Source organism: Arthrobacter sp. 01N442 (assembly GCF_056399345.1).
In genome coordinates this window covers 321,825-342,043 of record NZ_JBFTRD010000001.1, presented here as the reverse complement: position 1 = coordinate 342,043, position 20,219 = coordinate 321,825, and the positions used below count along the sequence as shown (strand labels likewise).

Below are 20,219 nucleotides of genomic sequence, written 5' to 3'. Positions count from 1 at the left end.
CCGTTATTCCTGGAGGAGTTCGGGGTGGTGCAGCCGGGCCACCTCGGGGTGGGCGTGGAGCCAGCCTTTGAAGACGTTCGCCCCGTAGGAGGCGAGCATGGGGTTCTCGGGATCGTCCGAAAGGCCGCGGGACTGGGCCGCGAGCGCCGGGGGAAGCGGGACCGGCTCAATCACGGCGTCCAGCCGGGGCGACCAGAAGAACGGAACGGTGTAACGGTCGACGCCGGGTGGTGGCGCCTGCACCCTGTGGATCGTAGCCGAAAGATACCCCTGGGTCGCCACCTCAAGCATTTCGCCGAGGTTTACCACCAGGGCCCCTCGATGGGCGCCACCGGGATCCAGTCCTTGCTGCCGGGCGGCCGGACTTCCAGACCGCCCGCCCGGTCCTGCAGCAGGAGGGTCACGAACCCGTAGTCCGCGTGCGCGCCGACCCCTTGGTCGCCGGCTGCCTGGACTACGCCGCCGACGTCGTGGGTGAGCCTGGCCATCCACGCCGGTGTGCCTTCGAAGGCTGCATCGAAGTAGTCCTCCGGAAGTTCCAGCGACACCGCGATGGCGCGCAGCACCTCCGCGCCCACGACGCACATGCGTTCGGCCCAGGCCATGGCCGCGCTGCGCAGTTCCGGGAGGGGCTCATCCGGCCAGAGATTGGGCCCCTGGATGAGCCAGTATGGCTGCTCCGCCGGGTAGCCGCTCAGGGCGGGCCGTTCGGGGCCAAAGTCCAGCTGTTCCCGCACGTCCGGGCGCCCCCGCGTCGCCTTGTGCCCCAGCCGGGTGTAGCCGCGGAAATGCGGGGATTTCCGGTTGTCCAGGGCGAACCGGTCCGCTTCCGGGAGATCGAAAAACCGGCGTGTGAGCCCGAACAGCTCGCCAACCTGCTCGGCCGTGGCGCCGTGGCCGACCAGCTGGAAAGAGCCCACCCGGTGGCTGGCGTCGCGGAGTTCGGCAAGGAAGCCGGGGTTGAATGAACCGTCGATGTTTCTCGCCCCACCCAGGTCCAGGACCGGGATTGATTCGGTTCGGGTGTCCATCTTTGCAACGTAGCACCGGGAGTTCAGCGATTGAAGGCGTCCGCCGCACCAGCGCCAACCCGATCGGAGCGGTGCAGCCGCTCCAGCGCGGCGGTGTCACGGCCGAACGAGAAGAGCAGGAGCGCGAGGGCGCCGAGGAGCGCCGTCGTGCCCGCCACTGAAGGTATGGCCGGCGTCAGGGCCAGGAGCAGGGCGAGAGGTTGAAGCGCGCCGATGGCCTTCCGGACGGGCGAGGCGGGGAGGTCCTTCTTGAGGGCCGGACGGAGCCAGCCGGCGGCGGCAAAGACGTAGTACATGAGTCCGATCAGCAGCACCCACGGCCCGAAGGCCGCCGCAGCCGCGCAGGACAGCACCAGGGTCAGCGCGGCGTCCGTCTCGGTGTCCAGCCGCGCTCCCGCTGCGGACGCGGTCCCGGTGCGCCTCGCCACCGGACCGTCCACGGCGTCGAGCGCGAAGGCAAAGGCACCCAGGACGACGAGGAGCGCGGCGGGCAGTTGCCGGCCAAGGAGTCCCGCGGCCGTCAGCGCCGCGCAGCACGCCACCAGCACGGCACGGACCAGGGTGACCCGGTCAGCGGGCGTGCACACGCGGGACTCCCGCAGCAAAATGGAGCCGGCTGTTCGGCCCAGTACTAGTGCGCCGGCGCCTACGGCCAGGGACCCCGCGGCCGCGCCGGGGGAGGCGAGCGACGCGAGCCAGCCGCCGGCCCCCAGGTAGGCGGCCCCGGCAGCCGTGACGTCTACCGCCGCCCGGCGGGGATATCTGTTCGGCATGCTCACCTCGACCCCATGCTAACAACGCCCCGGTCAGGCACGGAGGCGGCCGGTCCCCGGGCCGCCCGGCAGGCGCTGCCGGGCGCGCCGGGTGCGGACCACGCCGAGCCCGGCCAGCGCCGCACCGGCACCCTCCGCAATGGCGCTGACGGTCTTCTCGAAATACCAGACGGGCTCGTACATCGCCGGGAACGGTCCGAAGGCGGGGAGGTTCACGTAGCGGTAGAACATGACGGCACCGAAGGCGCTGAGCGCCACGAGGAAGGCGAAAACGTAGGAGGCCGTGCTGCCGCGCAGCAGCACCGCCAGCGCCGCGAGCGCCGCCGCCGCGGATTCGAGCAGGAACAAGGTGCCCTGGCCGACCCCTTGCGGGGACCCGGCCTGGTAGCCGGGCGCCAGATGGATGTGGACACCGGCGTCGATCAGCAGGGCCAAGGCCGTCAATGCCCGCAGGGCCAGGTCCGGGCCCCGTCCGGGTGAGCCGCCGCGGGGGTTCACTTGACCGTCAACGTTCCGTGCATGCCGGGGTGGAAGGTGCAGTGGAAGGGATACGTCCCCGGCTGTGACGGCGCGGTGAACGTGGCGGTGCCGCCGCCGCCCTTGACGTCGACGTCGAACGCGGAGCCGTCGTCTGAGGTCACCGTGTGCTCGGCGCTGTCCATGTTCGTCACGCTCACCTGCGCCCCGGCGGCGACTACCACCGGCGTACCGTACGCAAAGTCGCGTACGGTGATCGCCGCCGTCGAACTGGCCGGCGCCGGAGTGGCCGGCGTCGAACTGCCGGGCCGACCGCCGGATCCCATCGGCATGCTCGCGCTCGCGGAGGCGCTCGCCGGAGCTGTGGCCGCCGGCGGCGACCCGGTCTGCCCACCCGGCGCGCATCCCGCGGCACCCAGCAGGACCGCTGCGAGCAGCAACGTGACATGTGCATTCCCGGTGTTCATGACGCACCCTCTTGACCTTGAGGCAACGCTGGAAGGAAAGCTTCCTGACTCAATTCTGCGCCCGTTCCGGGCACATGGCGCCGGAGCGCAAGCCGGGTATTTTGCCTGAACCCCGGCGCGTCCGGAAGGCCTACGAACCCGAACAATGGGCCGGCGCGAAGGACGCGGGTGGGGCCCCATAGCTACTCGTCAGAGCCCTGCTCCGCTCCGGAAGCTACTTGGCCAAACTGCCGGCTACCCGGATTTCCTCGGGCCTGCGTACTCGATACGCGGGCGCCCCGTACCCGACTTTTCGCCTCCGGAAAAATCGGGTAGTTACCCTCGCTTGTTGTCTCTAGGCCGCCGTGTCACGGTGGCTGCGGGAAGTGGCATGTCATTGATCAACGCGATTTGCAACGGGGCCTGGGGATCGGAGAGCATCGTGCACAACTTGCCGGCGGCAGCGCCATCCATAGCGGTTCAGCTGTTTGGATCCCTGGAAATTCGCCGCGAGGGCGTGGCACTCACGGCCGCGGATCTGGGCGGCTGCAAGCCGCGGCACATTCTGGAAATCCTCCTGCTCAATCTGGGTACTCCGGTCTCGAAAACCCGGCTGATCGAAATCCTCTGGGGGCCATGCGCCAGCGACGGGGCCGTGGCCACGCTGGAGAGCTATGTCAGCGGCATTCGCCGGGCAATCCAGCCGGGACATACCAAGACGGGGCCGCTCCGGACCGCGAACAGCGGATACGTGTTGGATCCCGCACTCGTGGATTTGGACCTTTCGCGTTTCCGCGACCTGTTGCGCGCCGCGGACCTGGCAGCGCCCGCCAAGGCCTATTTGTTCCTGGTTGAGGCCCTGGAGCTCTCGGCCGATCCGCTCCTCGGCTTCGAGCTCGACGCCGACTGGGCAGATGCGGCCCGCGCCCGCCACGCGGCCGAGCGCGTGGCAGCCATGATCTCCGCCGCCGAGGCCGCGGCCTTCCTGGGACGCCACGACGAGGCGATCCGCTGGGCCCAGTCAGCCATCCGTCTGGAACCGCTTAACGAGCGGGCGTGGACCGGCCTGGTGACGGCGTACGAACTTGCCGGCCTGCCGGTGCAGGGGTTGTCCGCCTATGACCGGTGCCGCCGCCTTTTCGACCGCGACCTTGCCTGCCCGCCGGGGCCGGCCCTCCAAGCGGCTCACCTCCGGCTGCTGCGGAGGCGCGCCGAGGCGGATACGGGCCTCTCCGAAGTGCTGGGGGCCCTTCTCTTGCTCTGGGACAGGCTGCACGCGGCCGGCCCCCAGGGTCCCGCGGTTGATGACCGGCTCCGCGAGAACGCCGGGAGGATCCTGGACTCCTTCCTGCAAACGGCCCGGACCACGGGCTGAGCTTCAGGCCGTGCTCAGGCGGCCCTCACCACGGGAAGTTCGTCCCAGTGGGTCGTGTAGCGCGGGGACAGCATGTCGCGTTTCATCGTCCAGTCGGGGCCGCCGCGGATCCCCGCGTGACCCAGGCCGATGGAGCCCCGGCCGTATTTGCGGCTGACCTCCTCCAGCAGCGGCCCGATGCCGTGTTCTTCATGCGGGTTCTCAAACACGGCCAGCGGCGCCTGGCTGGCTGTCGGGCGCAGGTCGGTGACCATGATGCCGGCCTTCGCGTACTTGACGCCGTCGACGACCCGGGGGAGCAGGGCGTAGGCCGCCCTGGCCAGCAGGACCGGATCAGCGGTCGGCATCGGGAGCGCTGCAGACACCGAGGGGTGTGAACTGTCTCGGGGGTTGTAGTAGGACGTTGCGGCGAACGCGGTCAAGACCTTGGCTTGCAGGCCGTGCCGTGCGAGCCTGGCGCTGGCCTGTTGCGCGTAGATGCCCAGGACCTGGCGCATTCCGGCCGCGGTGCTGATCGGGGTGGCGAAGGAGCGGCTGAAGATGAGCTGGTCCCGGCCGACGCGCTCCTCCTCAAGCGGAATGCAGGGCGTGCCCTGCAATTCCAGAACGGTGCGCATCAGCACCACCGAGAAGCGGTCCCTGATCCGGACCGGGTCCGCCCGGGCCAGGTCGAGCACGCTATGGATCCCCAGCGCGTTCAGCCGTTTGGTCAGTCGTGTCGAGACGCCCCAGAGTTCGATGACGGACAGGCCGGCCATGAGCTGCTCCTGCAGGTTGGCGGGTACCGAATCCCAGTGACAGACGCCGTCGAAGGCGGGGTTGTGTTTGGCCCACTTGTTGGCCAGTTTCGCCAGGGTCTTGGTCCCGGCGATGCCGACGCAGACCGGGACGCCGACATTCCGGCGAACCGCCGTCTTCATTGCCTGCCCCAGCCGCAGCAGTTCTTCCGGGTCGCCGCGCACGCCCAGGAAGGCCTCGTCAATGCTGTAGACCTCCAGCCACGCCGAATACCGGCCCAGGAGTTCCATCACCCGGGCGCTGACGTCGCCGTAGAGCTCGTAGTTGCTCGACCTGGCCACGAGCCCCCACTCCTTGGCGCGTGGGGCGAGCTTGAACCACGGTTCGCCAAGCGGGATGCCGAGCGCCTTCGCCTCGGGGGATCGGGTGACGGCGCAGCCGTCGTTGTTGGATAGCACCACCACCGGCCGGCCTTCCAAGGAGGGGTCGAACGCGCGTTCGGCGCTGGCGTAGAAGCAGTTCACATCCACGAGGGCGATGCTGCCGCCGGGCCGGGTCTCGGGCATGGGGCTCATACCGGGGGCTCAGACATGGTGCAGGCACCGGGTGGCGACGCCCCAGATGACCAGGTCGGAGAGGGCCGGAACCCTGATGTCGGGGTAGCGCGGGTTGTCCGCCTGCAGGACCACGCCGGCTGCGGTGACGCGCAGGCGCTTGACGGTGAGTTCGCCGTCGAGGACGGCGACGACGACGCATCCGTCGCGGGGCTCCAGGGCACGGTTGACGATCAGCTCGTCGCCGTCGCTGATGCCGGCGCCCTCCATGGAGTCCCCGGACACCCTGACGACGTAGGTGCTGGTGATGTCCTTGATCAGGTGCTCGTTGAGGTCGATCCGTCCGTCGAAGTAATCCTGCGCCGGCGACGGATAGCCGGCGGCGACCGGAACCGGCGAGATCAGCACCGAGAGGAGGGAAGTGCCAGCGTCTATCACGCGAGGCCCAACGATTACGCCCACAACACACCTTTTTTCGAATATATGTTCGAGTTAAAGTGTAGCCCCGGGGGCCGACATTTGACCGGGCAGTGCCATTCAGGAGTGCGGATACCCATTTCGCCGCGCGCAACCACTTAACGGCGGTCCCGCAGCCAGCGCGAATGAGTTTCTGCGCATCATTTCTGACTCCATCCGGTCGGTCGGCTCCTGGTGCTGAACTGGATCTGGATGTGGTTGAGTTCGGAGCGCGGAAGCGCGGCGGTCACGACGCCTGCGCCTGGCAGTTCGGCGCCGATGCCGTATACGAACGGGCCCGTGTCGACTTCGACGCCGGGTATTTCCACCCCGTTGACGAGGACACGTACCCGGCCATTGACCATCCGGTCGCCCACTGCGGGTGCGGCCCGATCCCACGGACTGCCGTTCAATCCGGGCTCCGGCCGGTACTGATTCATGAGGATGTGGTTGACGTGGTCGACCAGCAGCCTGCGGACCGAAGAGCGCTCGGAGGAATCACGGTGCCAGCTGGTTCGCACGGCGTCCCACAACTGCGGGTACCGCATTCGCTCCACCTGCGCGACCAGCCACGCGGGTCGCGGCCATGGCGGAACATTCTCGATCGCCTTCCGCGTGCGCTCGTCGAGGTCCGCGAGGTTTATCGGATCCGAGCGGTCTGCCGGGTTCCGCCAGACTGTGTAGGTGACGCCCGCCGTCATTTCGCTGTATCCACGATCGTCCTGGCTGTAGGCCAGAGAAACAGTGTCCGTGTCTTCCAGCGACGGCTGGGGCATGAGGCCCATCACGGGGACGGGCATGAGTCTCAGCTGTTCAGCCTGCTGAACACGAGGGTCCGGTGCGTCCTCGGGGAGAACTCCAGTCAGTCTCATGCCTCGATTATGAACCTGGAAATGTAAATGCCGGAGTCAATTAGGCGGCCCCGTAGGGGGTTCGGAATAGGGTAACTCCCCACTCCTGGTTGTGCAGCACGATGCCACTGTCCCGGCGGGCAAACTGAAGCGGCGCCTGAAGGTACTGCTTCATCCGCTGTTGTTCCCCGTCCCAGGGGAATGGGCACGCGCCGACGAAGCTTTCGAACGTGCCCGGATCCGGTGTGATGGTGCCGCCGGCAACACTCACTCCGACCGCGTAGGACGCGCAGCGGATCCGCACCGTCATCAACGGATGGCCGCCCACGCTGCCAAACCTGACGGCATAGTCACCGGAGCTCAGGCCAGGACCTGCGGGCACGGATGCGGGCATCAGGGAGCCGGAAGTGAAGTATTCGCACCGAAGGGGTCCGTTGGCTGCGGCGTCCCCGGCCTGCTGCAGGCACTGATCCGCGCCGCGGCCGGCGGGGGCGGGCGGAACCGGCGGGGCGGGCGCAAGGGTCTGACCTGGCGACAGCCCGGCGCCCGTCACGGCCGCTGCCGAGGCTGCCGGCGGCTTGGTCAGGGTTGGCGTGCCAGCCGGCTCCGCGGGCGGAGCCGAGCCGCAGCCCGCCGTCACCGCCCCAATCGTCACCGCCCCAAAGGCGAGGCATGCGATAGACAACAGTGTCGGCGTCGTGCGTTTTCGATAACGTGCGTTTCCCCCGGGCGCGGTCATGATCCGAACAATAGGGGGCCGGGGGTGTCGCTGCAAGGACCCGCCCGGCCAGCCCGACGGCTATCCGCAGCGCTATTCGAAGCGGGACGGGTCTCCCATGCCGTGGCGGGTGACCTCGGCAACGCCGCTGGAGAAATCGATGACCGTGGTCGGCTCTGCCCCGCAGTCGCCGGAGTCGATGACGGCGTCCACCACGTGGTCCAGCCGTTCCTTGATTTCCCAGCCCTGGGTCAGCGGCTCTTCTTCGTCCGGAAGCAGCAGCGTGCTGGAAAGCAGCGGTTCGCCGAGTTCGGCCAGCAAGGCCTGGACGACCTTGTTGTCCGGGATGCGTACGCCCACCGTTTTCTTCTTCGGGTGCAGCAGCCGCTTCGGCACTTCCTTTGTGGCCGGCAGGATGAAAGTGTAGCTGCCCGGCGTCACTGCCTTGATGCTGCGGAACACGTCATTGTCGATCTGGACGAACTGGCCGAGCTGGGCGAAGTCCTTGCAGACCAGCGTGAAGTGGTGCTTGTCATCCAGGTGCCGGATGGCCCGGATCCTGTCCAGCGCGTCCCGGTTGCCGAGCTGCGCGCCGAGGGCGTAGCAGGAGTCGGTCGGGTAGGCGATCAGGCCGCCGGACTTGATCATCTCCACCACCTGCGTAATGGCTCGCGGCTGCGGGTTGTCGGGGTGCACATCGAAATATCTCGCCATGGCACGAGCTTACGCCCGCGGCCGGGCCCCGCGGCGCCACATGCCCGACCAGCAGTGGCGCCCGCCATTTGTGTACAGACAATTCTGTCTGGTAGCTTCGTTCCCGACATAGACAATCCTGTCTAGGGCAGCCCGGCGCGCCGCTGCGCCCGGCCAGGAATCCTGAAAGAAGCACAAAGCTCCCATGACCACACACCGCACCCTCGTCGTCGTTGCCCACCCCGACCTGGCAGCATCCCGGATCACCGCGCGGCTTGCCGCCGCCGTCAGGGACCTCGACGGCGTGACCGTCCGGGACCTCGCCTCCGCCTACCCGGACCGGCGCGTGGACGCCGCCAGGGAGCAGGAGCTCCTGCTCGAGCATGACACCATCGTCCTGCTGTTCCCTTGGCACTGGTACTCCGTGCCCGGTGTGCTGAAAGAGTGGATGGACCAGGTCCTCAGCTATGGTTTCGCCTACGGCGCCGGCGGAACCGCCCTGCACGGCAAGCGGCTGCAACTGGTCATCTCAACCGGCGGCCCCGAATCCTCCTACACGCCGGCGGGGCACAACCGCTTCACCATGGCCGAGCTGCTGCGTCCGCTGGAGGCCACCGCGCACCTCTGCGGGCTGGAAATGGCAGAACCCCTGGTCCGGCATTCGGCCCCACGGGTGACGCCGGACGAATTGGCGGCACACGCCGCACGCTTCCGGGAGCTGCTCTCGGCCGTTCCTGCCGCCGCACGCTGACCGAAGGCCGGGAAGCCGCTAGGCGTGCTGCTGATCGTGGTTTTGCTCGTCGTGGTGGATCCGCTCGTCCAGCCGGTGTAGCGGCTCGCCGCTGCCACTCCACTGCTTGGCGATGATTTCCGCGGCGATGGACACCGCTGTCTCTTCCGGGGTGCGCGCGCCAAGGTCCAAGCCGACCGGGCTGTGCAGCCGGGCCAGCTCGGTCCCGCCCAGTCCCGCCTCGCGCAGCCGCCGGATCCTGTCCTCATGGGTGCGCCGCGAGCCCATCGCCCCGATGAAGGCCACCGGGCTGCCGCGCAGGGCCACCTCCAGCAGCGGAATATCGAATTTCGGGTCGTGGGTGAGCACGCAGATGACGGTCCGTTCGTCCACCAGTCCCTGCTCCTGCTGCCGGGCAAGATAGCGGTGCGGCCACTCGCTGATCACCTCGGCGGCCTCGGGAAACCGGGCCGGGGTGGCGAAGACGGGGCGTGCGTCGCACACCGTCACCCGGTAGCCCAGGAAGGTTCCCAGCCTTGCCAGCGCGGAGGCGAAGTCGATGGCCCCGAAGACGAGCATCCGCGGCGGCGGGGCGTAGCTGGTGAAAAAGATGCGCATTCCACTGTCGAGCCGTTCCCCGTCCGGGCCGTAGTTCAGGATGCCGGTCCGGCCCGCGGCCAAGTAGCCCTGACAGTCGTCGCCGACGGCGAGGTTGGCGCGTTCGGAGCCCAGGTTGCCCTCGAAGCCGTCCGGCCGCACCACCAGGTGCCGTCCGAGCCAGTTGCTGTCCGGGTGTTCGATCACCGTGGCGACGCCCACCCGCTTTTCGTCGCCGATGTCCTGCCGCACGCCGTCGAGCTCGGCGAAGCGCTGTTGGGAGACCGGCTCCACGAAGATGTCGATGATGCCGCCGCAAGTGAGGCCGACGGCGAAGGCGTCGTCGTCGCTGATTCCGTACCGCACCAGCACCGGGACGCCGTCGTCCTTGACCTGGGTGGCCAGCTCATACACCGCGCCCTCCACGCAGCCGCCCGACACCGACCCGACGGCCTCGCCGCCGGCGGTGACCAGCATCGACGCGCCCGGAAGCCGCGGGGCGGACTTGAACGTGTTCACCACCGTGGCCAGGCCCGCAGTCCTGCCCAGCCGCCAGTCCGGCAAGATGGCCCCCAGCACGTCCCGCATGGGCTTCTCCTAGAGCCTTCCGCAGAGCCGGAGCATCCGGAAGGCCGAGCGCCGGCCCGCCCAGTACGCCAGGCACGCCACTGCGGCGAGCAGGCCCGCGACCTTGCCGGGGCTGGAGAGCTGGTCGGCGGCAATGCCCTTCGCCAGGCTGAAGGCGTCGAGACTGCCCGACGGCGCTGGCGTCGCTGGCGTCACTGGCGGTATGGGGGCTGCGGGCGGTTGGGCTGCGGCAGCTGGCACAGGGGCAGCGGGTGGGGTCATTGCCGGTGGGGTGGCCGCCGGAGGTGCGGGCTCGGCAGGGGCCTCGGCAGGGGCCTCGGCCGGGCCCTGGGCCGCGGCTGCCCCCGGCTCGGCAAGCATGGCCTGCAGGTTGCTGGCGAAGAGTCCCATCATTTGTTCGGTAACGCTGCCGATCACGCTCTTGCCCATGGCGGCTGCCTTGCCGGAAAGCGCCAGGTCGGCACTGACGGTTCCGCGGGTCGTGGTTCCCTCCTCCGCCAGGGCCAGCGTGACCTTGGCTTCCGCTGTGCCCTGGCCGCGGGTCTCCTGCGCCTTCCCGCCCAGAACGGCCCGGTGCTCGGTGGCGTTCCGCTCCCGGACGTTCAGCAGCCCCTTGTACTGCATGTTCACCGGGCCCAGCTTCACCGTCATGCCCACCTGGTAGGCGTCGTCGGAGAGCTTGTTCAGGATCTGGGCACCCGGAAGGCAGCCGGCCACCCGTTCGAAATCCATCAGCGTGTCCCAGACCTTGCCGATCGGTGCGACCACCGAGAAACTGCTGTCGATCTGCATTAGCTGCTCCCTTGACTTTCGATCCCTTGTCTTCCCACTGCATGTCCTTCCGGACCGGCCGGGCCGTCGCCGCGGATGGCCGCAGCCAGCTCCGCCAGTGCCACATAACTGTGCCCGCTGACGAACGCGTCGCAGTAGGGCAGTGCGGCGGCAATGCCGCCGGCCAGCGGCTGGTAGTGCGGCGCCGCCTTCCGCGGGTTCACCCAGACCACCCGGTGCGCGAGCCTGCGCAATCTCGCCATCTGGGCCGCGATCTGCTCCGGATCCTCCTGCGCCCAGCCGTCGGAGAAAACCACCACCACGGCTCCGCGCGCTAGGCCGCGGCGGCCGTGTTCGTCGACGAAGTCCCGGAGGCACGCGGCGATCCTGGTGCCGCTGGCCCAGTCCGGCGCGGTGGCGGCTGCGCGGGCAAGTGCCAGGTCGGGATCGCGCTGGGCCAGTTGCCGGGTCAGGCGTGTCAGCCTGGTGGAGAAGACGAAGGCCTCGGCCCCAGCGGTCGTGACTGCTCCCTGCAGCAGCGCGAGGAAGATCCGGGAATAGGCTTCCATCGACGCGGAGACATCGCACAGCAGCACCAGCTTGCGCCTGAGTTGGCGGCGCCGGGCGTAAAGGAGCCTGGGGGAGTCATAGCCGGAGCGCCGGGCCGCCCGCACGGTGGCCCGGATGTCCAGGCGCGCGCTACTGTGCACCGACTTGCGTGTACGCCGGCTCAAGCGCACGGGCGTCGAAAGCAGGATCCGGCCGGCCAGGCGGCGGATCTCGGCGGCTTCCGCGTCGGTGAGCTCGGCAAAGTTCATCGCGTGCAGGTGCTCTTCGGTGGAGGCCATCGCCAGCACCGCCTCGCGCTCGGGTCCGCGCCGGTCTCCGGCGTCGTCCTGGACCGAAGCCACGGCGGGGTGCTGCCGCCCGGCTGTGTAGCGGTGCTCGGTCTCGCGTCCGGTGCCGGCGGCGGCCTTGGGCCGGGCGCCGTCCGCCGGCGGCGCCGCCGGGACAGGGACGGGTTGGCCGGCGTGGCGCTCCAGCGCGGCGGCGGGGTCGAAGCCGCCCCGGAAAACGGCGTCAAACACGGCGTCGAACACCGGTAACTGCTCACGGCTGGAGACCAGCACCACCCGCAGGGTCCAGTACAGCCGCTCCAGATACGTCGGCGGGACAAGCCGCAGCGCCACCGCCAGCCTGGCCGCCCGGTCCGGCGAGCACGTGACTCCCGCGCCGCGCAGGGCCGTGATGAAGGACGCGGCCAGGGAAGCAGCCTCGACGAACGGCGGCCCGGCAGTCGGCGGCCCGGCAGTCGGCGGCCCGGCAGTTAGCGTCTCAGCCGTGGCCGCCTGCGGGAATTTTGGCGTCGGGTCAGTCATCGGTGCCGTCCACCAGCCAGGCCGCGCCGCGGGAGCCCACCAGTTCCAAGTCGTCGCGGTTCTTCACGATCGAACCCAGGGTCCGTTCGGCCGTCGCGGCGTCGATCCGCTCGATGCCCAGCACCGCGAGCGCGGACACCCAGTCGATGGCCTCGGAGATGCCAGGCGGCTTCGCCAGGTCCAGGCTGCGCAGCCGAGTGATCACCGCTGCGGCCTGCAACGCCAGCGGGCCGCTGCTGGCGGGCACCCGGCGGCGCACAATCTCGGCAATCCGGGCCGGGCCCGGGTAATCGATCCAGTGGTACAGGCAGCGGCGGGTCAGCGCGTCGTGCAGGTCACGGGTGCGGTTGGAGGTCAGCACGACGATGGGCGGATGCGTGGCGCGGATGGTGCCCAGCTCGGGGATAGTGACCGAGGCCTCTGCCAGCAACTCAAAGGTGAACGCCTCGAACTCGGCGTCGGCGCGGTCAATCTCGTCCAGCAGCAGCACGGCCGGACGCGGCCCCGGGTGTTCGATGGCCTGCAGCAGCGGCCGGCGCAGGAGGTATTGAGGACCGAACAGTTCAGCCTCGCCGACCTCGGCATCGCGCGCCTCGGCCAGCCGGATCCCCAGCAGCTGGCGCTGGTGGTTCCACTCGTAAAGCGCTTCTCCCGCGTCGATACCCTCGTAGCACTGCAGCCGGTACAGCGGGGTGTCCAGCAGCAGCGCCAGCGTCTTGGCTGCCTCCGTCTTGCCCACGCCGGCCTCGCCCTCGAGCAGGATGGGCTGCGGCAGCCGCACCGCCAGGAACAGCGCGGTGGCCAGCCCGGTGTCAGCCAGGTAGTCGTGCTGGTCCAGGGCCGCCATCAGCGAGGCGACGTCGGGGATCCTCCGCTGCACCTCGTCCTCCGCGCCGTGCCGGGCTGCCGTGTTCATCCGGCCCCCTGCAGCTCGGCCAGCACCCGCCGGTAGTCCTCTTCGGTGTCGACGTCGAGGGGGATGAGGCCCGGCGTGGGAACCTCGACGACGTCGTCCGCCCGCTGCTCCAGCAGCTTCCACACGGCCTTGTCCCCGTGCAACGAGGCCAGCTCCGGCAGCAGCCGCCGGCTGAACGCGAGGGGATGGCCCACGCCGTCGTCGTAGCGGCACACGGCGGCCAACGGGCCGTCGGACCGGCCCAGCGCCCGCAGCAGCGGCGCCACGCTCTCCGTCCGGACGCCGGGCTGGTCGCCCAGCAGCAGGACCACCGCCTCGGTGTCCGGCCGCAGCACTCCCATCGCGGCGGCGATCGAGGACGAACATCCCTGGCCGTAGTCCGGGTTGAGCGCCACCTCGCAGCCCGTGGTGTCCACCGCACCGAGGACTTCCTCTGCGGATCCGCCGAGCGCCAGCACGGTCTGCGCGAACCCGCAGCGCCGGGCCGTCGCGAGCACGGCATCCAGCAGCACGCCGTCGCCGTAGGGCAGCAGCTGCTTGGGCCGGCCCAGGCGCGCCGACCCGCCGGCCGCCAGGATGACGGCCGCGGTGCCTGCCGGGAGGGTCGAATCAGGTGCTGAGGGCATAGCGCTCCGGATCCTTGCGGAAGGCCGCGCGGCAGCCGGGCGAGCAGAAGTAGACGGTGACACCGTTGTGCTCGAGCTGCAGTGACGATTCGACCGCCGGGACCGACATGCCGCACACCGGGTCCACCGCGGTTTCCGGCTGCGGCGTCGACGGCGCAGGAACCCCTCCGGCTTGCGCGCTGTTCTGGGCAGCGTCCTGGGCGTGCGCCCGGGCCGCGGCCCGTTCCTGCACCAGCTGGGCGAGGATGGACACGGCGATTTCCCCGGGGGTGCGCGCGCCCAGCTGCAGGCCCGCGGGGGTGTATACCCGCGAGCGCAGCACATCGTCGACCTCGAGCGAGTCCAGCACGGCGGCGCCCCGGGTTTCGCTCGCGACCAGGGCGACGTAGGGGACTCCGGCACGCAGCGCGGCCTCGAGGGCACCCTCCTCGGCCTTGCCGTGCGAGGCGACGATCAGGGCGGCGTCGCCCGCGCGGGGTTCCGCGGAACCGCCGTCGGCGAGTTCGACGTCGAACCCCACACCGGCCCCCAGCGCCGCGAGCGCCTGGGCCACCGGCGTCGTCCCCACCACCACGACCCGGGGCGCGGGGAGGCGCGGCTGGAGGAAGATTTCGATCGCTCCGCCGCTCAGGCACGGGTTGGACACCTCCACGGCGCCGTCCTCCGCGTGCCTGGACGGTTCGCCGGGCAGCACGCGCAGCAACAGGGGTTCCCCGGAGGCGAGCACCTGCAGGCCGTATTCCCGGACCGAGGACTCGACGCAGTTCCCGCCCACGAAGCCCTGGATGTCCCCGCCGGGCAGCACCAGGGCGGTGTCCCCGGCGCGGGCGCTGGTGGGATGCTGGGCGCGGACCACCGTGGCGTGCACGAACGGCTCGCGGCGGGCGGCGAGTTCGCCGGCCCGGGCGGAGATGGAGTCTGCGGCGGTGGTCATCTCAGATCGGCGGCGTTGCCCGGCCCTGCATGGCGGCCCAGACCCGGGCCGGCGTGCACGGCATGTCCATGTGCACGACGCCGAATGGCGCCAGCGCGTCGACCACGGCGTTCACGATCGCCGGCGGTGAGCCGACCGTGGCGGATTCGCCGATCCCCTTGGCGCCGATGGGGTGGTGCGGGGACGGTGTGACCGTGAAGCCGGTCTCCCAGTCCGGGACCTCCATGGCCGTGGGGATGAGGTAGTCCATGAACGAGCCGCCCAGGTTGTTGCCGTCCGGGTCGAACTCGATGATCTCCATCAGGGCCATCCCGACCCCGTCGGTCAGGCCGCCGTGCACCTGGCCTTCGATGATCATCGGGTTGATCCGGGTCCCGCAGTCGTCCACCGCGATGAACCGCCGCACCTTGACGTGGCCGGTGCCAGGGTCGACGTCGACCACGCAGATGTAGGCGCCGAACGGGAAGGTCAGGTTGGGCGGGTCGTAGGTGACCTCCGCATCCAGGTTGCCGTCGACGCCTTCGGGCAGGGTCATGGTGCCGTGGGCCGCCATGGCGATGTCCTCGATGGTCTTCCCGGCTGTGGGGTCGCCCTTGACGAACCAGCGGCCCTTCTCCCATTCCAGGTCTTCGGGGCGGGTCTCCAGCATGGCCGCGGCGATCAGTTTCGCTTTCTCCCGCACCTTGCGCGCCACCAGCGCCACGGCGCCGCCGCTGACCGGCGTCGAGCGGCTCCCGTAGGTGCCGAGGCCGAACGGTGTCTGGTCCGTGTCGCCGTGGACGACGTCGATGTTCTCCGGCGGGATGCCGAGTTCCTCCGCGACGATCTGGGCGAAAGTGGTCTCGTGGCCCTGCCCCTGGCTTTGCACGGACAGCCGCACGACGGCCTTGCCGGTGGGGTGCACCCGCAGCTCGGCGCCGTCGGCCATGCCCAGGCCGACGATGTCGAAGTGCTTGCGCGGCCCGGCGCCGACAACCTCGGTGAAGAAGGAAATGCCGATGCCCATCAGTTCGCCCCTGGCGCGTTTCTCCTGTTGTTCGCGCCGCAGCTCCTCGTAGCCGGCCAGCTGCATGGATTTGCGCATCGCCGCCTCGTAGTTGCCGGAGTCGTAGACCCATCCGGTCTTGTTCGCGTAGGGGAACTGCTCGGGTTTGATGAAGTTCTTCAGCCTGAGCTCCGCCGGGTCCATTTCCAGCTTCCGGGCCAGGACGTCCACCATCCGCTCCACGAGGTACACGGCTTCGGTGACCCGGAAGGAGCAGGCGTAGGCCACGCCGCCGGGTGCCTTGTTGGTGTAGACGCCGGTGACCTTGCAGTGGGCGGCCTGCAGGTCGTAGCTGCCGGTGAAGATGGAGAAGAAGCCGGCCGGGTTTTTGGTGGGCTGGGCGGTGGCGTTGAAGGCGCCGTGGTCGGCCAGCACGTTGGTGCGCAGGGCCAGGATCTTGCCGTCCTTCGTCGCGGCGATCTCGCCCTGCATGATGTAGTCGCGGGCGAAGGAGGTGGACATCAGGTTCTCCGAGCGGTCCTCCACCCACTTGACCGGTTTGCCGGTGACGATGGAGCCGACCACCGCGAGGATGTAGCCGGGGTAGATGCCGACCTTGTTGCCGAAACCGCCGCCAATGTCGGGGGAGACGATCCGGATCTTGTGTTCCGGGATGCCGGCCACGATCGCGAACAGCGTCCGGTGCGCGTGCGGGGCCTGCGTCGTCTCGTACAGGGTCAGCTTGCCGTTGACGGCGTCGAAGTCGGCCACGGCGCCGCAGGTCTCCATCGGAGCCGGGTGCACTCGGGGGTACACCATCTCCTGGCTGACCACGACGTCCGCGCCCGCGAACACGGCGTCGGTCTCGGCCGCGTCCCCCATCTCCCAATCGAAGATCTTGTTGTCCGTCCGGCCCTCGATTTCGTCCCTGATGAGCGGGGCGTCGGCGTCGAGTGCCCTGCGCGCATCGACCAGTGGCGGCAGCATGTCGTATTCGACGTCGATCAGCTCCAGCGCGTCCCGGGCGGCGTAACGGTCCTCGGCCACGACAAACGCGACCTCCTGCCCCTGGAACCGGACCTTGTCCGTCACGAGAACCGCCTGCACGTCGGCGGAGAGCGTGGGAGCCCAGGCCAGCTTGAGGCCCTCGAGGTCCTTGCCGGTGATGACGGCGAGGACCTTGGGGTGCGCCAGGGCGTTGGTGGTGTCGATCGACACCAGCCGGGCGTGCGCCACCGGGGCACGCAGGATCGCGCCGTGCAGCATGCCGGGCAGGACGAGGTCGTCGATGTAGTGGCCCTTGCCGCGGACGAAGCGGGGGTCTTCCTTGCGCTGGATGCGGCCGTAGCCGATCGGACGGTCCGCGTCGCCGGCGGCGGGGTTGTTCTCCCGCTCATGGATGACGGTCATGCCTTCACCTCTGCGTCTTCGGTTTCCGTGGCGACGTCCGCCACAACGGTGTCGGTCCCGTCGAGGACCTCGTCGGCTCCTTCGCCCAGGTCGGCCCCGTCCGCCGGATGGGCCGCAGCCCACTGCACCGAGCGGACGATCGTCGCGTAGCCCGTGCACCGGCAGATCTGGCCGGAGATGGCCTGGCGGATCTCGCCCTCGTCCGGGTGCGGGTTCTTGTCCAGCAGGGCGCGGGCTGTGAGCATCATGCCCGGCGTGCAGAAGCCGCACTGCAGCCCGTGCTCCTCCATGAAGCCCTGTTGCACCGGGTCCAGCGTGGTCCCGGCGGCGAGTCCCTCGACTGTCCGGATGTCGTGTCCGGCGGCCATCGCCGCCAGGACGGTGCAGGACTTCACGGGCTGGCCGTCCATCAGGACCACGCAGGTTCCGCAGTTGCTGGTGTCGCAGCCCCAGTGGGTGCCAGTCAGTCCGAGCACCTCGCGGATGTAGTGGACCAGGAGCACGCGCGGTTCAATCTCGGACGTTACTTCGTTGCCGTTCACGGTCATGCTGATCTGCATGCGCTTCAGCCTTCCTGTTGCTGGTTGACCGGCTGCTCGGGTTGCCCGGCGGCCCGGGCGCAGGCGCGCCGCAGGACGCGCCGGGTGAGTTCGTCGGCGAGGTGCCGTTTGTAGTCGACCGGTCCGCGCTGGTCCGCCACCGGGTCGCAGGCCTCGGCGGCGAGTCGGCCGGCGTCGGCGAACAGTTCCTCGGAGGGGTGCTTGCCGCGCAACAGCCCGGCGGCTTCCTCAACCGTGTGGTCCAGGCCCAGTGCGGTGAGCCCGACGGCGGCCTCGGCAATGCTGCCGTCCTCCGCGAGCGTCACGGACGCCCCGGCGGCCCCCACGGCCCAGTCGCCCACGCGCCGCTCCACCTTCTCGTAGGCGCTGCCGGAGCGGGCCTTGATGGGGATGCGGACTTCGCACAGCAGCTCGTCCGGGCCGACGGCCGTCTGGTACGGGCCGCGGTGGAAGTCCGGCATGGACAGGACGCGCTCGCCGGCGGGGCCGCGGACCGCGGCCGCGGCGCTGAGGACGGCGCACACCGTGGAGAGATCCTCGGCCGGGTCGGCCTGGCACAGCGAACCGCCGATGGTGCCGCGGTTGCGGACCACCGGGTCGGCGATCACCAGCTCCGCGTCCCGGACGATCGGGAACAGCCCGGCAATTTCGTCCGATTCGAGCAGTGTGGAGTGGCGGGTCAGGGCGCCGATGCGCAGCTCCGCGCCGTCGCGCAGGATGAAGTCAAGCTCGAAGAGGTCGTTGATGTCGATCAGCCATTCGGGCCGCGACAGCCGGAGCTTCATCATCGGCAGCAGGCTGTGGCCGCCGGCAATCACCCGGGACTCGGGGCCGTGGCGTGCCAGAAGTTCAAGGGCGTTCTCCACCGTGGTGGCCCGAACATAGTCGAATGGAGCCGGAATCTGCATAGTCCCACCTCACTCCAGGGCGCAGGCATCGTCGCGCGGCGCCGATTTAGCGTCAGTCTTGCCCCGCCCCAAGGAGGGTGTCAACATCGTCATAAGCGAAAGGTTATGAAGCCGTGTCGATGACGTTGAGCCAGTTGCGGACGTTCGCGCTGGTGGCACGCCTCGGTTCCCTTCACGCGGCCGCAGCGGCCCTGGGCGTCAGCGAGCCCGCCGTTTCCGCGGCCCTCGCGGCGCTCCGGCAGGACCTGGGGGATCCCTTGTTCGTGCGGGCCTCGGGCGGGATTACCCTGACACCCGGCGGCCGGGCCTTGGCGGACTACGCGCAGGATATTGTCGGGCTCGCGGACCAGGCCCGCTGGGAGGTCGGCAACGCCAAGAACGACGCCGGACGGCTGAGAATTGCGGCCACCGCGCCGTTTGCCGAGCACGCCGCCGGGCGGTTGCTGGACCTGTTCACCAAGCGGGTCCCGGGCGCCTCGGTGGATGTCGTCGCCGAGGCGGCCGACGACCTGGCCGGGCTTCTGTTGGAGCGTGCCTATGACATCGCCCTGGGGGCCAGGCCGCCGGGGCACCCCGGGAGCTCCGCACCCGTCCCGGGCCTCTACTCTGTTCCGTTCCTCCGCTACCAGCGGGTGTTCGTGGCGGCCCCGTCCGACCCGCTGGGGCGGGTGCACGGCCCGCTCGCCGTGGAGCGGCTGCTGGGCAGGCCCTGGTTTACCGGTCCCGCGGGCATCCTGGAGACCGCGGAGGAGGGCCGCTGGCTCGCCTCGCTGGGCGTCGTCCCGGAGATCATCAGGCTCAGCAGCGAGACGGAGGCCCTGGCCGCCGCACGGGCGGGGGAGGGAACCATGCTGGCCCTGGGCCACATCGTCCAGGCCGAGGTCGCCGACGGCACGCTGGTGCGCCTGCCCGTCGCCGGAACCCCGGTGCCCGGCCTGTGGTGGGCCAGCACGCTGGACCAGCACAGGACCACCAGCATGGCCCAGACCCTGCAGCGCTTCGTCGGCACCGCCGATGCCACGGCGGCGATGGTTGCCCGCGGCGGCTCGCGCGGGCTGGAGCGCCGCGGCTCGAAGTTCCACGTTGCCCTGTGGAGTTGATGGCCGGGGGAGCTGATGGTCGGGGGAGCTGAGGATCGGAGGAGCTGAGGATCGGAGGACCGGTGACTTGGCGGTACAGGCTGTGTCGCGTTGCACCTTGGCCGGATTCGGTGCTACCCCTTGAGGGACAGCCGATTGACCCGAGCACCCGAGCATGAGGAGTAGCAGATGACCTTGCCCCGAGAAGAAGACAGCGCGCTGCGGCACTGGAGCGCCCGCCTGATCCAGGCCCTGCAGATCCTTGACCTGGAAGTCGACCACGAGAAGCTCGTGGAAGTCGCGGAAGAATCCGTCAAGGCAGTCGGGCCGCACGCAGACGCCGTCAGCGCCTTCATCGTCGGCTACGCCGCGGGTACGGCATCCACCAACGGCCGGAAGAGCACCCAGGAGGCGGTGCACGCCGCGTCCAACAAGGTCATCGAACTATGCGAGCACGGCGAGTCCGGCGGCCCGGACGAGAAGGGCTGGGCCAAGCGGGCCCAGTAGCAAGCCGGGCAGCTCCGGAGCAGCACCAAACGTAGGAAGGCCGCGTCCCCCAGTCGGGGGACTCGGCCTTTCTGCGTGTCGGGGGCGCCCGGTAAAGCCGGCGCCCGCTTAGGCCTG

General features: G+C 69.6%; 22 protein-coding genes and 1 pseudogene. 5 read left to right on the top strand and 18 right to left on the bottom strand.

The annotated features are described in order from the left end of the window. Positions 1 to 3 precede the first annotated feature (3 nt). The 4 genes and pseudogenes from AC1DNC_RS01530 to AC1DNC_RS01515 form a co-directional block, all read right to left on the bottom strand. Positions 4 to 1,031: pseudogene (locus AC1DNC_RS01530) on the bottom strand (isopenicillin N synthase family dioxygenase). Between the two features lie 23 nt (positions 1,032 to 1,054). Then, positions 1,055 to 1,804: a CDP-alcohol phosphatidyltransferase family protein gene (locus AC1DNC_RS01525; protein WP_476860961.1), complete on the bottom strand. Its 750-nt coding sequence runs from the start codon at positions 1,802 to 1,804 to the stop codon at positions 1,055 to 1,057. Between the two features lie 33 nt (positions 1,805 to 1,837). After that, entirely contained in the window at positions 1,838 to 2,302 is a 465-nt protein-coding gene (locus tag AC1DNC_RS01520) for a hypothetical protein (protein WP_476860800.1), read from the bottom strand. After that, entirely contained in the window at positions 2,299 to 2,505 is a 207-nt protein-coding gene (locus AC1DNC_RS01515; protein ID WP_476860799.1) for a cupredoxin domain-containing protein, read from the bottom strand. The genes AC1DNC_RS01520 and AC1DNC_RS01515 overlap by 4 nt, the downstream gene beginning before the upstream one ends. Between AC1DNC_RS01515 and AC1DNC_RS01510 the strand changes: the two genes are divergently transcribed. Together AC1DNC_RS01510 and AC1DNC_RS01505 are read left to right on the top strand one after the other, a co-directional pair. Further along, a complete protein-coding gene (locus AC1DNC_RS01510; RefSeq protein ID WP_476860971.1) occupies positions 2,465 to 2,857 on the top strand; it encodes a hypothetical protein in 393 nt (130 codons plus the stop codon). The two genes, AC1DNC_RS01515 and AC1DNC_RS01510, sit on opposite strands and share 41 nt — an antisense overlap. A gap of 387 nt (positions 2,858 to 3,244) precedes the next feature. Next, a complete protein-coding gene (locus AC1DNC_RS01505) occupies positions 3,245 to 4,102 on the top strand; it encodes an AfsR/SARP family transcriptional regulator (RefSeq protein WP_476860798.1) in 858 nt (285 codons plus the stop codon). Positions 4,103 to 4,116: 14 nt separating this feature from the next. Here AC1DNC_RS01505 and AC1DNC_RS01500 read toward each other — a convergent pair whose 3' ends face one another. From AC1DNC_RS01500 to AC1DNC_RS01480, 5 genes are all read right to left on the bottom strand, one after another. After that, complete coding sequence (locus AC1DNC_RS01500; RefSeq protein WP_476860797.1) at positions 4,117 to 5,406, bottom strand: Y-family DNA polymerase; 1,290 nt, start codon at positions 5,404 to 5,406, stop codon at positions 4,117 to 4,119. Between the two features lie 18 nt (positions 5,407 to 5,424). Next, positions 5,425 to 5,856 carry a LexA family protein gene (locus tag AC1DNC_RS01495; RefSeq protein WP_476860796.1) on the bottom strand — a complete coding sequence of 144 codons (432 nt, stop codon included), beginning with the start codon at positions 5,854 to 5,856 and terminating at the stop codon, positions 5,425 to 5,427. Between the two features lie 155 nt (positions 5,857 to 6,011). After that, on the bottom strand, positions 6,012 to 6,722 hold the full coding sequence (locus tag AC1DNC_RS01490) for a hypothetical protein (RefSeq protein WP_476860795.1): 711 nt from the start codon (positions 6,720 to 6,722) through the stop codon (positions 6,012 to 6,014). Positions 6,723 to 6,762: 40 nt separating this feature from the next. Further along, a complete protein-coding gene (locus AC1DNC_RS01485; RefSeq protein ID WP_476860794.1) occupies positions 6,763 to 7,440 on the bottom strand; it encodes a hypothetical protein in 678 nt (225 codons plus the stop codon). A gap of 72 nt (positions 7,441 to 7,512) precedes the next feature. Continuing rightward, on the bottom strand, positions 7,513 to 8,133 hold the full coding sequence (locus AC1DNC_RS01480) for an L-threonylcarbamoyladenylate synthase (protein ID WP_476860793.1): 621 nt from the start codon (positions 8,131 to 8,133) through the stop codon (positions 7,513 to 7,515). Between the two features lie 184 nt (positions 8,134 to 8,317). Between AC1DNC_RS01480 and AC1DNC_RS01475 the strand changes: the two genes are divergently transcribed. Continuing rightward, positions 8,318 to 8,863, top strand: coding sequence for an NAD(P)H-dependent oxidoreductase (locus AC1DNC_RS01475; RefSeq protein ID WP_476860792.1), 546 nt, complete (start codon positions 8,318 to 8,320; stop codon positions 8,861 to 8,863). An 18-nt stretch (positions 8,864 to 8,881) separates the two neighbouring features. Here the strand turns inward: AC1DNC_RS01475 and AC1DNC_RS01470 are convergent, their stop codons facing one another. Genes AC1DNC_RS01470 through AC1DNC_RS01430 form a run of 9 tightly spaced genes read right to left on the bottom strand, consistent with a single transcriptional unit; the run spans position 8,882 to position 18,516 of the window. Next, entirely contained in the window at positions 8,882 to 10,027 is a 1,146-nt protein-coding gene (locus AC1DNC_RS01470) for an XdhC family protein (protein ID WP_476860791.1), read from the bottom strand. Positions 10,028 to 10,036: 9 nt separating this feature from the next. Continuing rightward, positions 10,037 to 10,819 carry an SRPBCC family protein gene (locus AC1DNC_RS01465; RefSeq protein ID WP_476860790.1) on the bottom strand — a complete coding sequence of 261 codons (783 nt, stop codon included), beginning with the start codon at positions 10,817 to 10,819 and terminating at the stop codon, positions 10,037 to 10,039. Then, entirely contained in the window at positions 10,819 to 12,177 is a 1,359-nt protein-coding gene (locus tag AC1DNC_RS01460; protein WP_476860789.1) for a vWA domain-containing protein, read from the bottom strand. The genes AC1DNC_RS01465 and AC1DNC_RS01460 overlap by 1 nt, the downstream gene beginning before the upstream one ends. Then, entirely contained in the window at positions 12,170 to 13,093 is a 924-nt protein-coding gene (locus AC1DNC_RS01455) for an AAA family ATPase (RefSeq protein WP_476860788.1), read from the bottom strand. Before AC1DNC_RS01455 ends, AC1DNC_RS01460 begins: the two co-directional genes overlap by 8 nt. Next, complete coding sequence (locus AC1DNC_RS01450; RefSeq protein WP_476860787.1) at positions 13,090 to 13,719, bottom strand: nucleotidyltransferase family protein; 630 nt, start codon at positions 13,717 to 13,719, stop codon at positions 13,090 to 13,092. Before AC1DNC_RS01450 ends, AC1DNC_RS01455 begins: the two co-directional genes overlap by 4 nt. After that, positions 13,703 to 14,653 (bottom strand): XdhC family protein, encoded by a 951-nt coding sequence (locus AC1DNC_RS01445; protein ID WP_476860786.1) that lies wholly within the window; start codon positions 14,651 to 14,653, stop codon positions 13,703 to 13,705. Before AC1DNC_RS01445 ends, AC1DNC_RS01450 begins: the two co-directional genes overlap by 17 nt. A gap of 1 nt (position 14,654) precedes the next feature. Continuing rightward, positions 14,655 to 17,048, bottom strand: a complete 2,394-nt coding sequence (locus tag AC1DNC_RS01440) for an aerobic carbon-monoxide dehydrogenase large subunit (RefSeq protein ID WP_476860785.1) — start codon at positions 17,046 to 17,048, stop codon at positions 14,655 to 14,657. Further along, the gene (locus AC1DNC_RS01435; RefSeq protein WP_476860784.1) at positions 17,045 to 17,608 is read right to left on the bottom strand and encodes a (2Fe-2S)-binding protein; all 564 of its coding nucleotides are present in this window, start codon (positions 17,606 to 17,608) and stop codon (positions 17,045 to 17,047) included. The genes AC1DNC_RS01440 and AC1DNC_RS01435 overlap by 4 nt, the downstream gene beginning before the upstream one ends. A 5-nt stretch (positions 17,609 to 17,613) precedes the next feature. Further along, positions 17,614 to 18,516 carry an FAD binding domain-containing protein gene (locus tag AC1DNC_RS01430; RefSeq protein ID WP_476860783.1) on the bottom strand — a complete coding sequence of 301 codons (903 nt, stop codon included), beginning with the start codon at positions 18,514 to 18,516 and terminating at the stop codon, positions 17,614 to 17,616. A 119-nt stretch (positions 18,517 to 18,635) separates the two neighbouring features. Between AC1DNC_RS01430 and AC1DNC_RS01425 the strand changes: the two genes are divergently transcribed. Together AC1DNC_RS01425 and AC1DNC_RS01420 are read left to right on the top strand one after the other, a co-directional pair. Next, on the top strand, positions 18,636 to 19,616 hold the full coding sequence (locus AC1DNC_RS01425; protein ID WP_476860960.1) for a LysR family transcriptional regulator: 981 nt from the start codon (positions 18,636 to 18,638) through the stop codon (positions 19,614 to 19,616). A 168-nt stretch (positions 19,617 to 19,784) separates the two neighbouring features. Further along, entirely contained in the window at positions 19,785 to 20,102 is a 318-nt protein-coding gene (locus AC1DNC_RS01420) for a DUF6457 domain-containing protein (protein WP_476860782.1), read from the top strand. Positions 20,103 to 20,219: the final 117 nt, after the last annotated feature.

Bases quoted from the DNA above. Each gene is read 5' to 3' on its own strand.
- AC1DNC_RS01525 (WP_476860961.1), bottom strand. From the start codon at position 1,804: ATGCCGAACAGATATCCCCGCCGGGCGGCGGTAGACGTCACGGCTGCC.
- AC1DNC_RS01510 (WP_476860971.1), top strand. From the start codon at position 2,465: ATGTTCGTCACGCTCACCTGCGCCCCGGCGGCGACTACCACCGGCGTA.
- AC1DNC_RS01500 (WP_476860797.1), bottom strand. From the start codon at position 5,406: ATGCCCGAGACCCGGCCCGGCGGCAGCATCGCCCTCGTGGATGTGAAC.
- AC1DNC_RS01490 (WP_476860795.1), bottom strand. From the start codon at position 6,722: ATGAGACTGACTGGAGTTCTCCCCGAGGACGCACCGGACCCTCGTGTT.
- AC1DNC_RS01485 (WP_476860794.1), bottom strand. From the start codon at position 7,440: ATGACCGCGCCCGGGGGAAACGCACGTTATCGAAAACGCACGACGCCG.
- AC1DNC_RS01480 (WP_476860793.1), bottom strand. From the start codon at position 8,133: ATGGCGAGATATTTCGATGTGCACCCCGACAACCCGCAGCCGCGAGCC.
- AC1DNC_RS01475 (WP_476860792.1), top strand. From the start codon at position 8,318: ATGACCACACACCGCACCCTCGTCGTCGTTGCCCACCCCGACCTGGCA.
- AC1DNC_RS01470 (WP_476860791.1), bottom strand. From the start codon at position 10,027: ATGCGGGACGTGCTGGGGGCCATCTTGCCGGACTGGCGGCTGGGCAGG.
- AC1DNC_RS01465 (WP_476860790.1), bottom strand. From the start codon at position 10,819: ATGCAGATCGACAGCAGTTTCTCGGTGGTCGCACCGATCGGCAAGGTC.
- AC1DNC_RS01460 (WP_476860789.1), bottom strand. From the start codon at position 12,177: ATGACTGACCCGACGCCAAAATTCCCGCAGGCGGCCACGGCTGAGACG.
- AC1DNC_RS01455 (WP_476860788.1), bottom strand. From the start codon at position 13,093: ATGAACACGGCAGCCCGGCACGGCGCGGAGGACGAGGTGCAGCGGAGG.
- AC1DNC_RS01450 (WP_476860787.1), bottom strand. From the start codon at position 13,719: ATGCCCTCAGCACCTGATTCGACCCTCCCGGCAGGCACCGCGGCCGTC.
- AC1DNC_RS01445 (WP_476860786.1), bottom strand. From the start codon at position 14,653: ATGACCACCGCCGCAGACTCCATCTCCGCCCGGGCCGGCGAACTCGCC.
- AC1DNC_RS01440 (WP_476860785.1), bottom strand. From the start codon at position 17,048: ATGACCGTCATCCATGAGCGGGAGAACAACCCCGCCGCCGGCGACGCG.
- AC1DNC_RS01435 (WP_476860784.1), bottom strand. From the start codon at position 17,608: ATGCAGATCAGCATGACCGTGAACGGCAACGAAGTAACGTCCGAGATT.
- AC1DNC_RS01430 (WP_476860783.1), bottom strand. From the start codon at position 18,516: ATGCAGATTCCGGCTCCATTCGACTATGTTCGGGCCACCACGGTGGAG.
- AC1DNC_RS01425 (WP_476860960.1), top strand. From the start codon at position 18,636: ATGACGTTGAGCCAGTTGCGGACGTTCGCGCTGGTGGCACGCCTCGGT.
- AC1DNC_RS01420 (WP_476860782.1), top strand. From the start codon at position 19,785: ATGACCTTGCCCCGAGAAGAAGACAGCGCGCTGCGGCACTGGAGCGCC.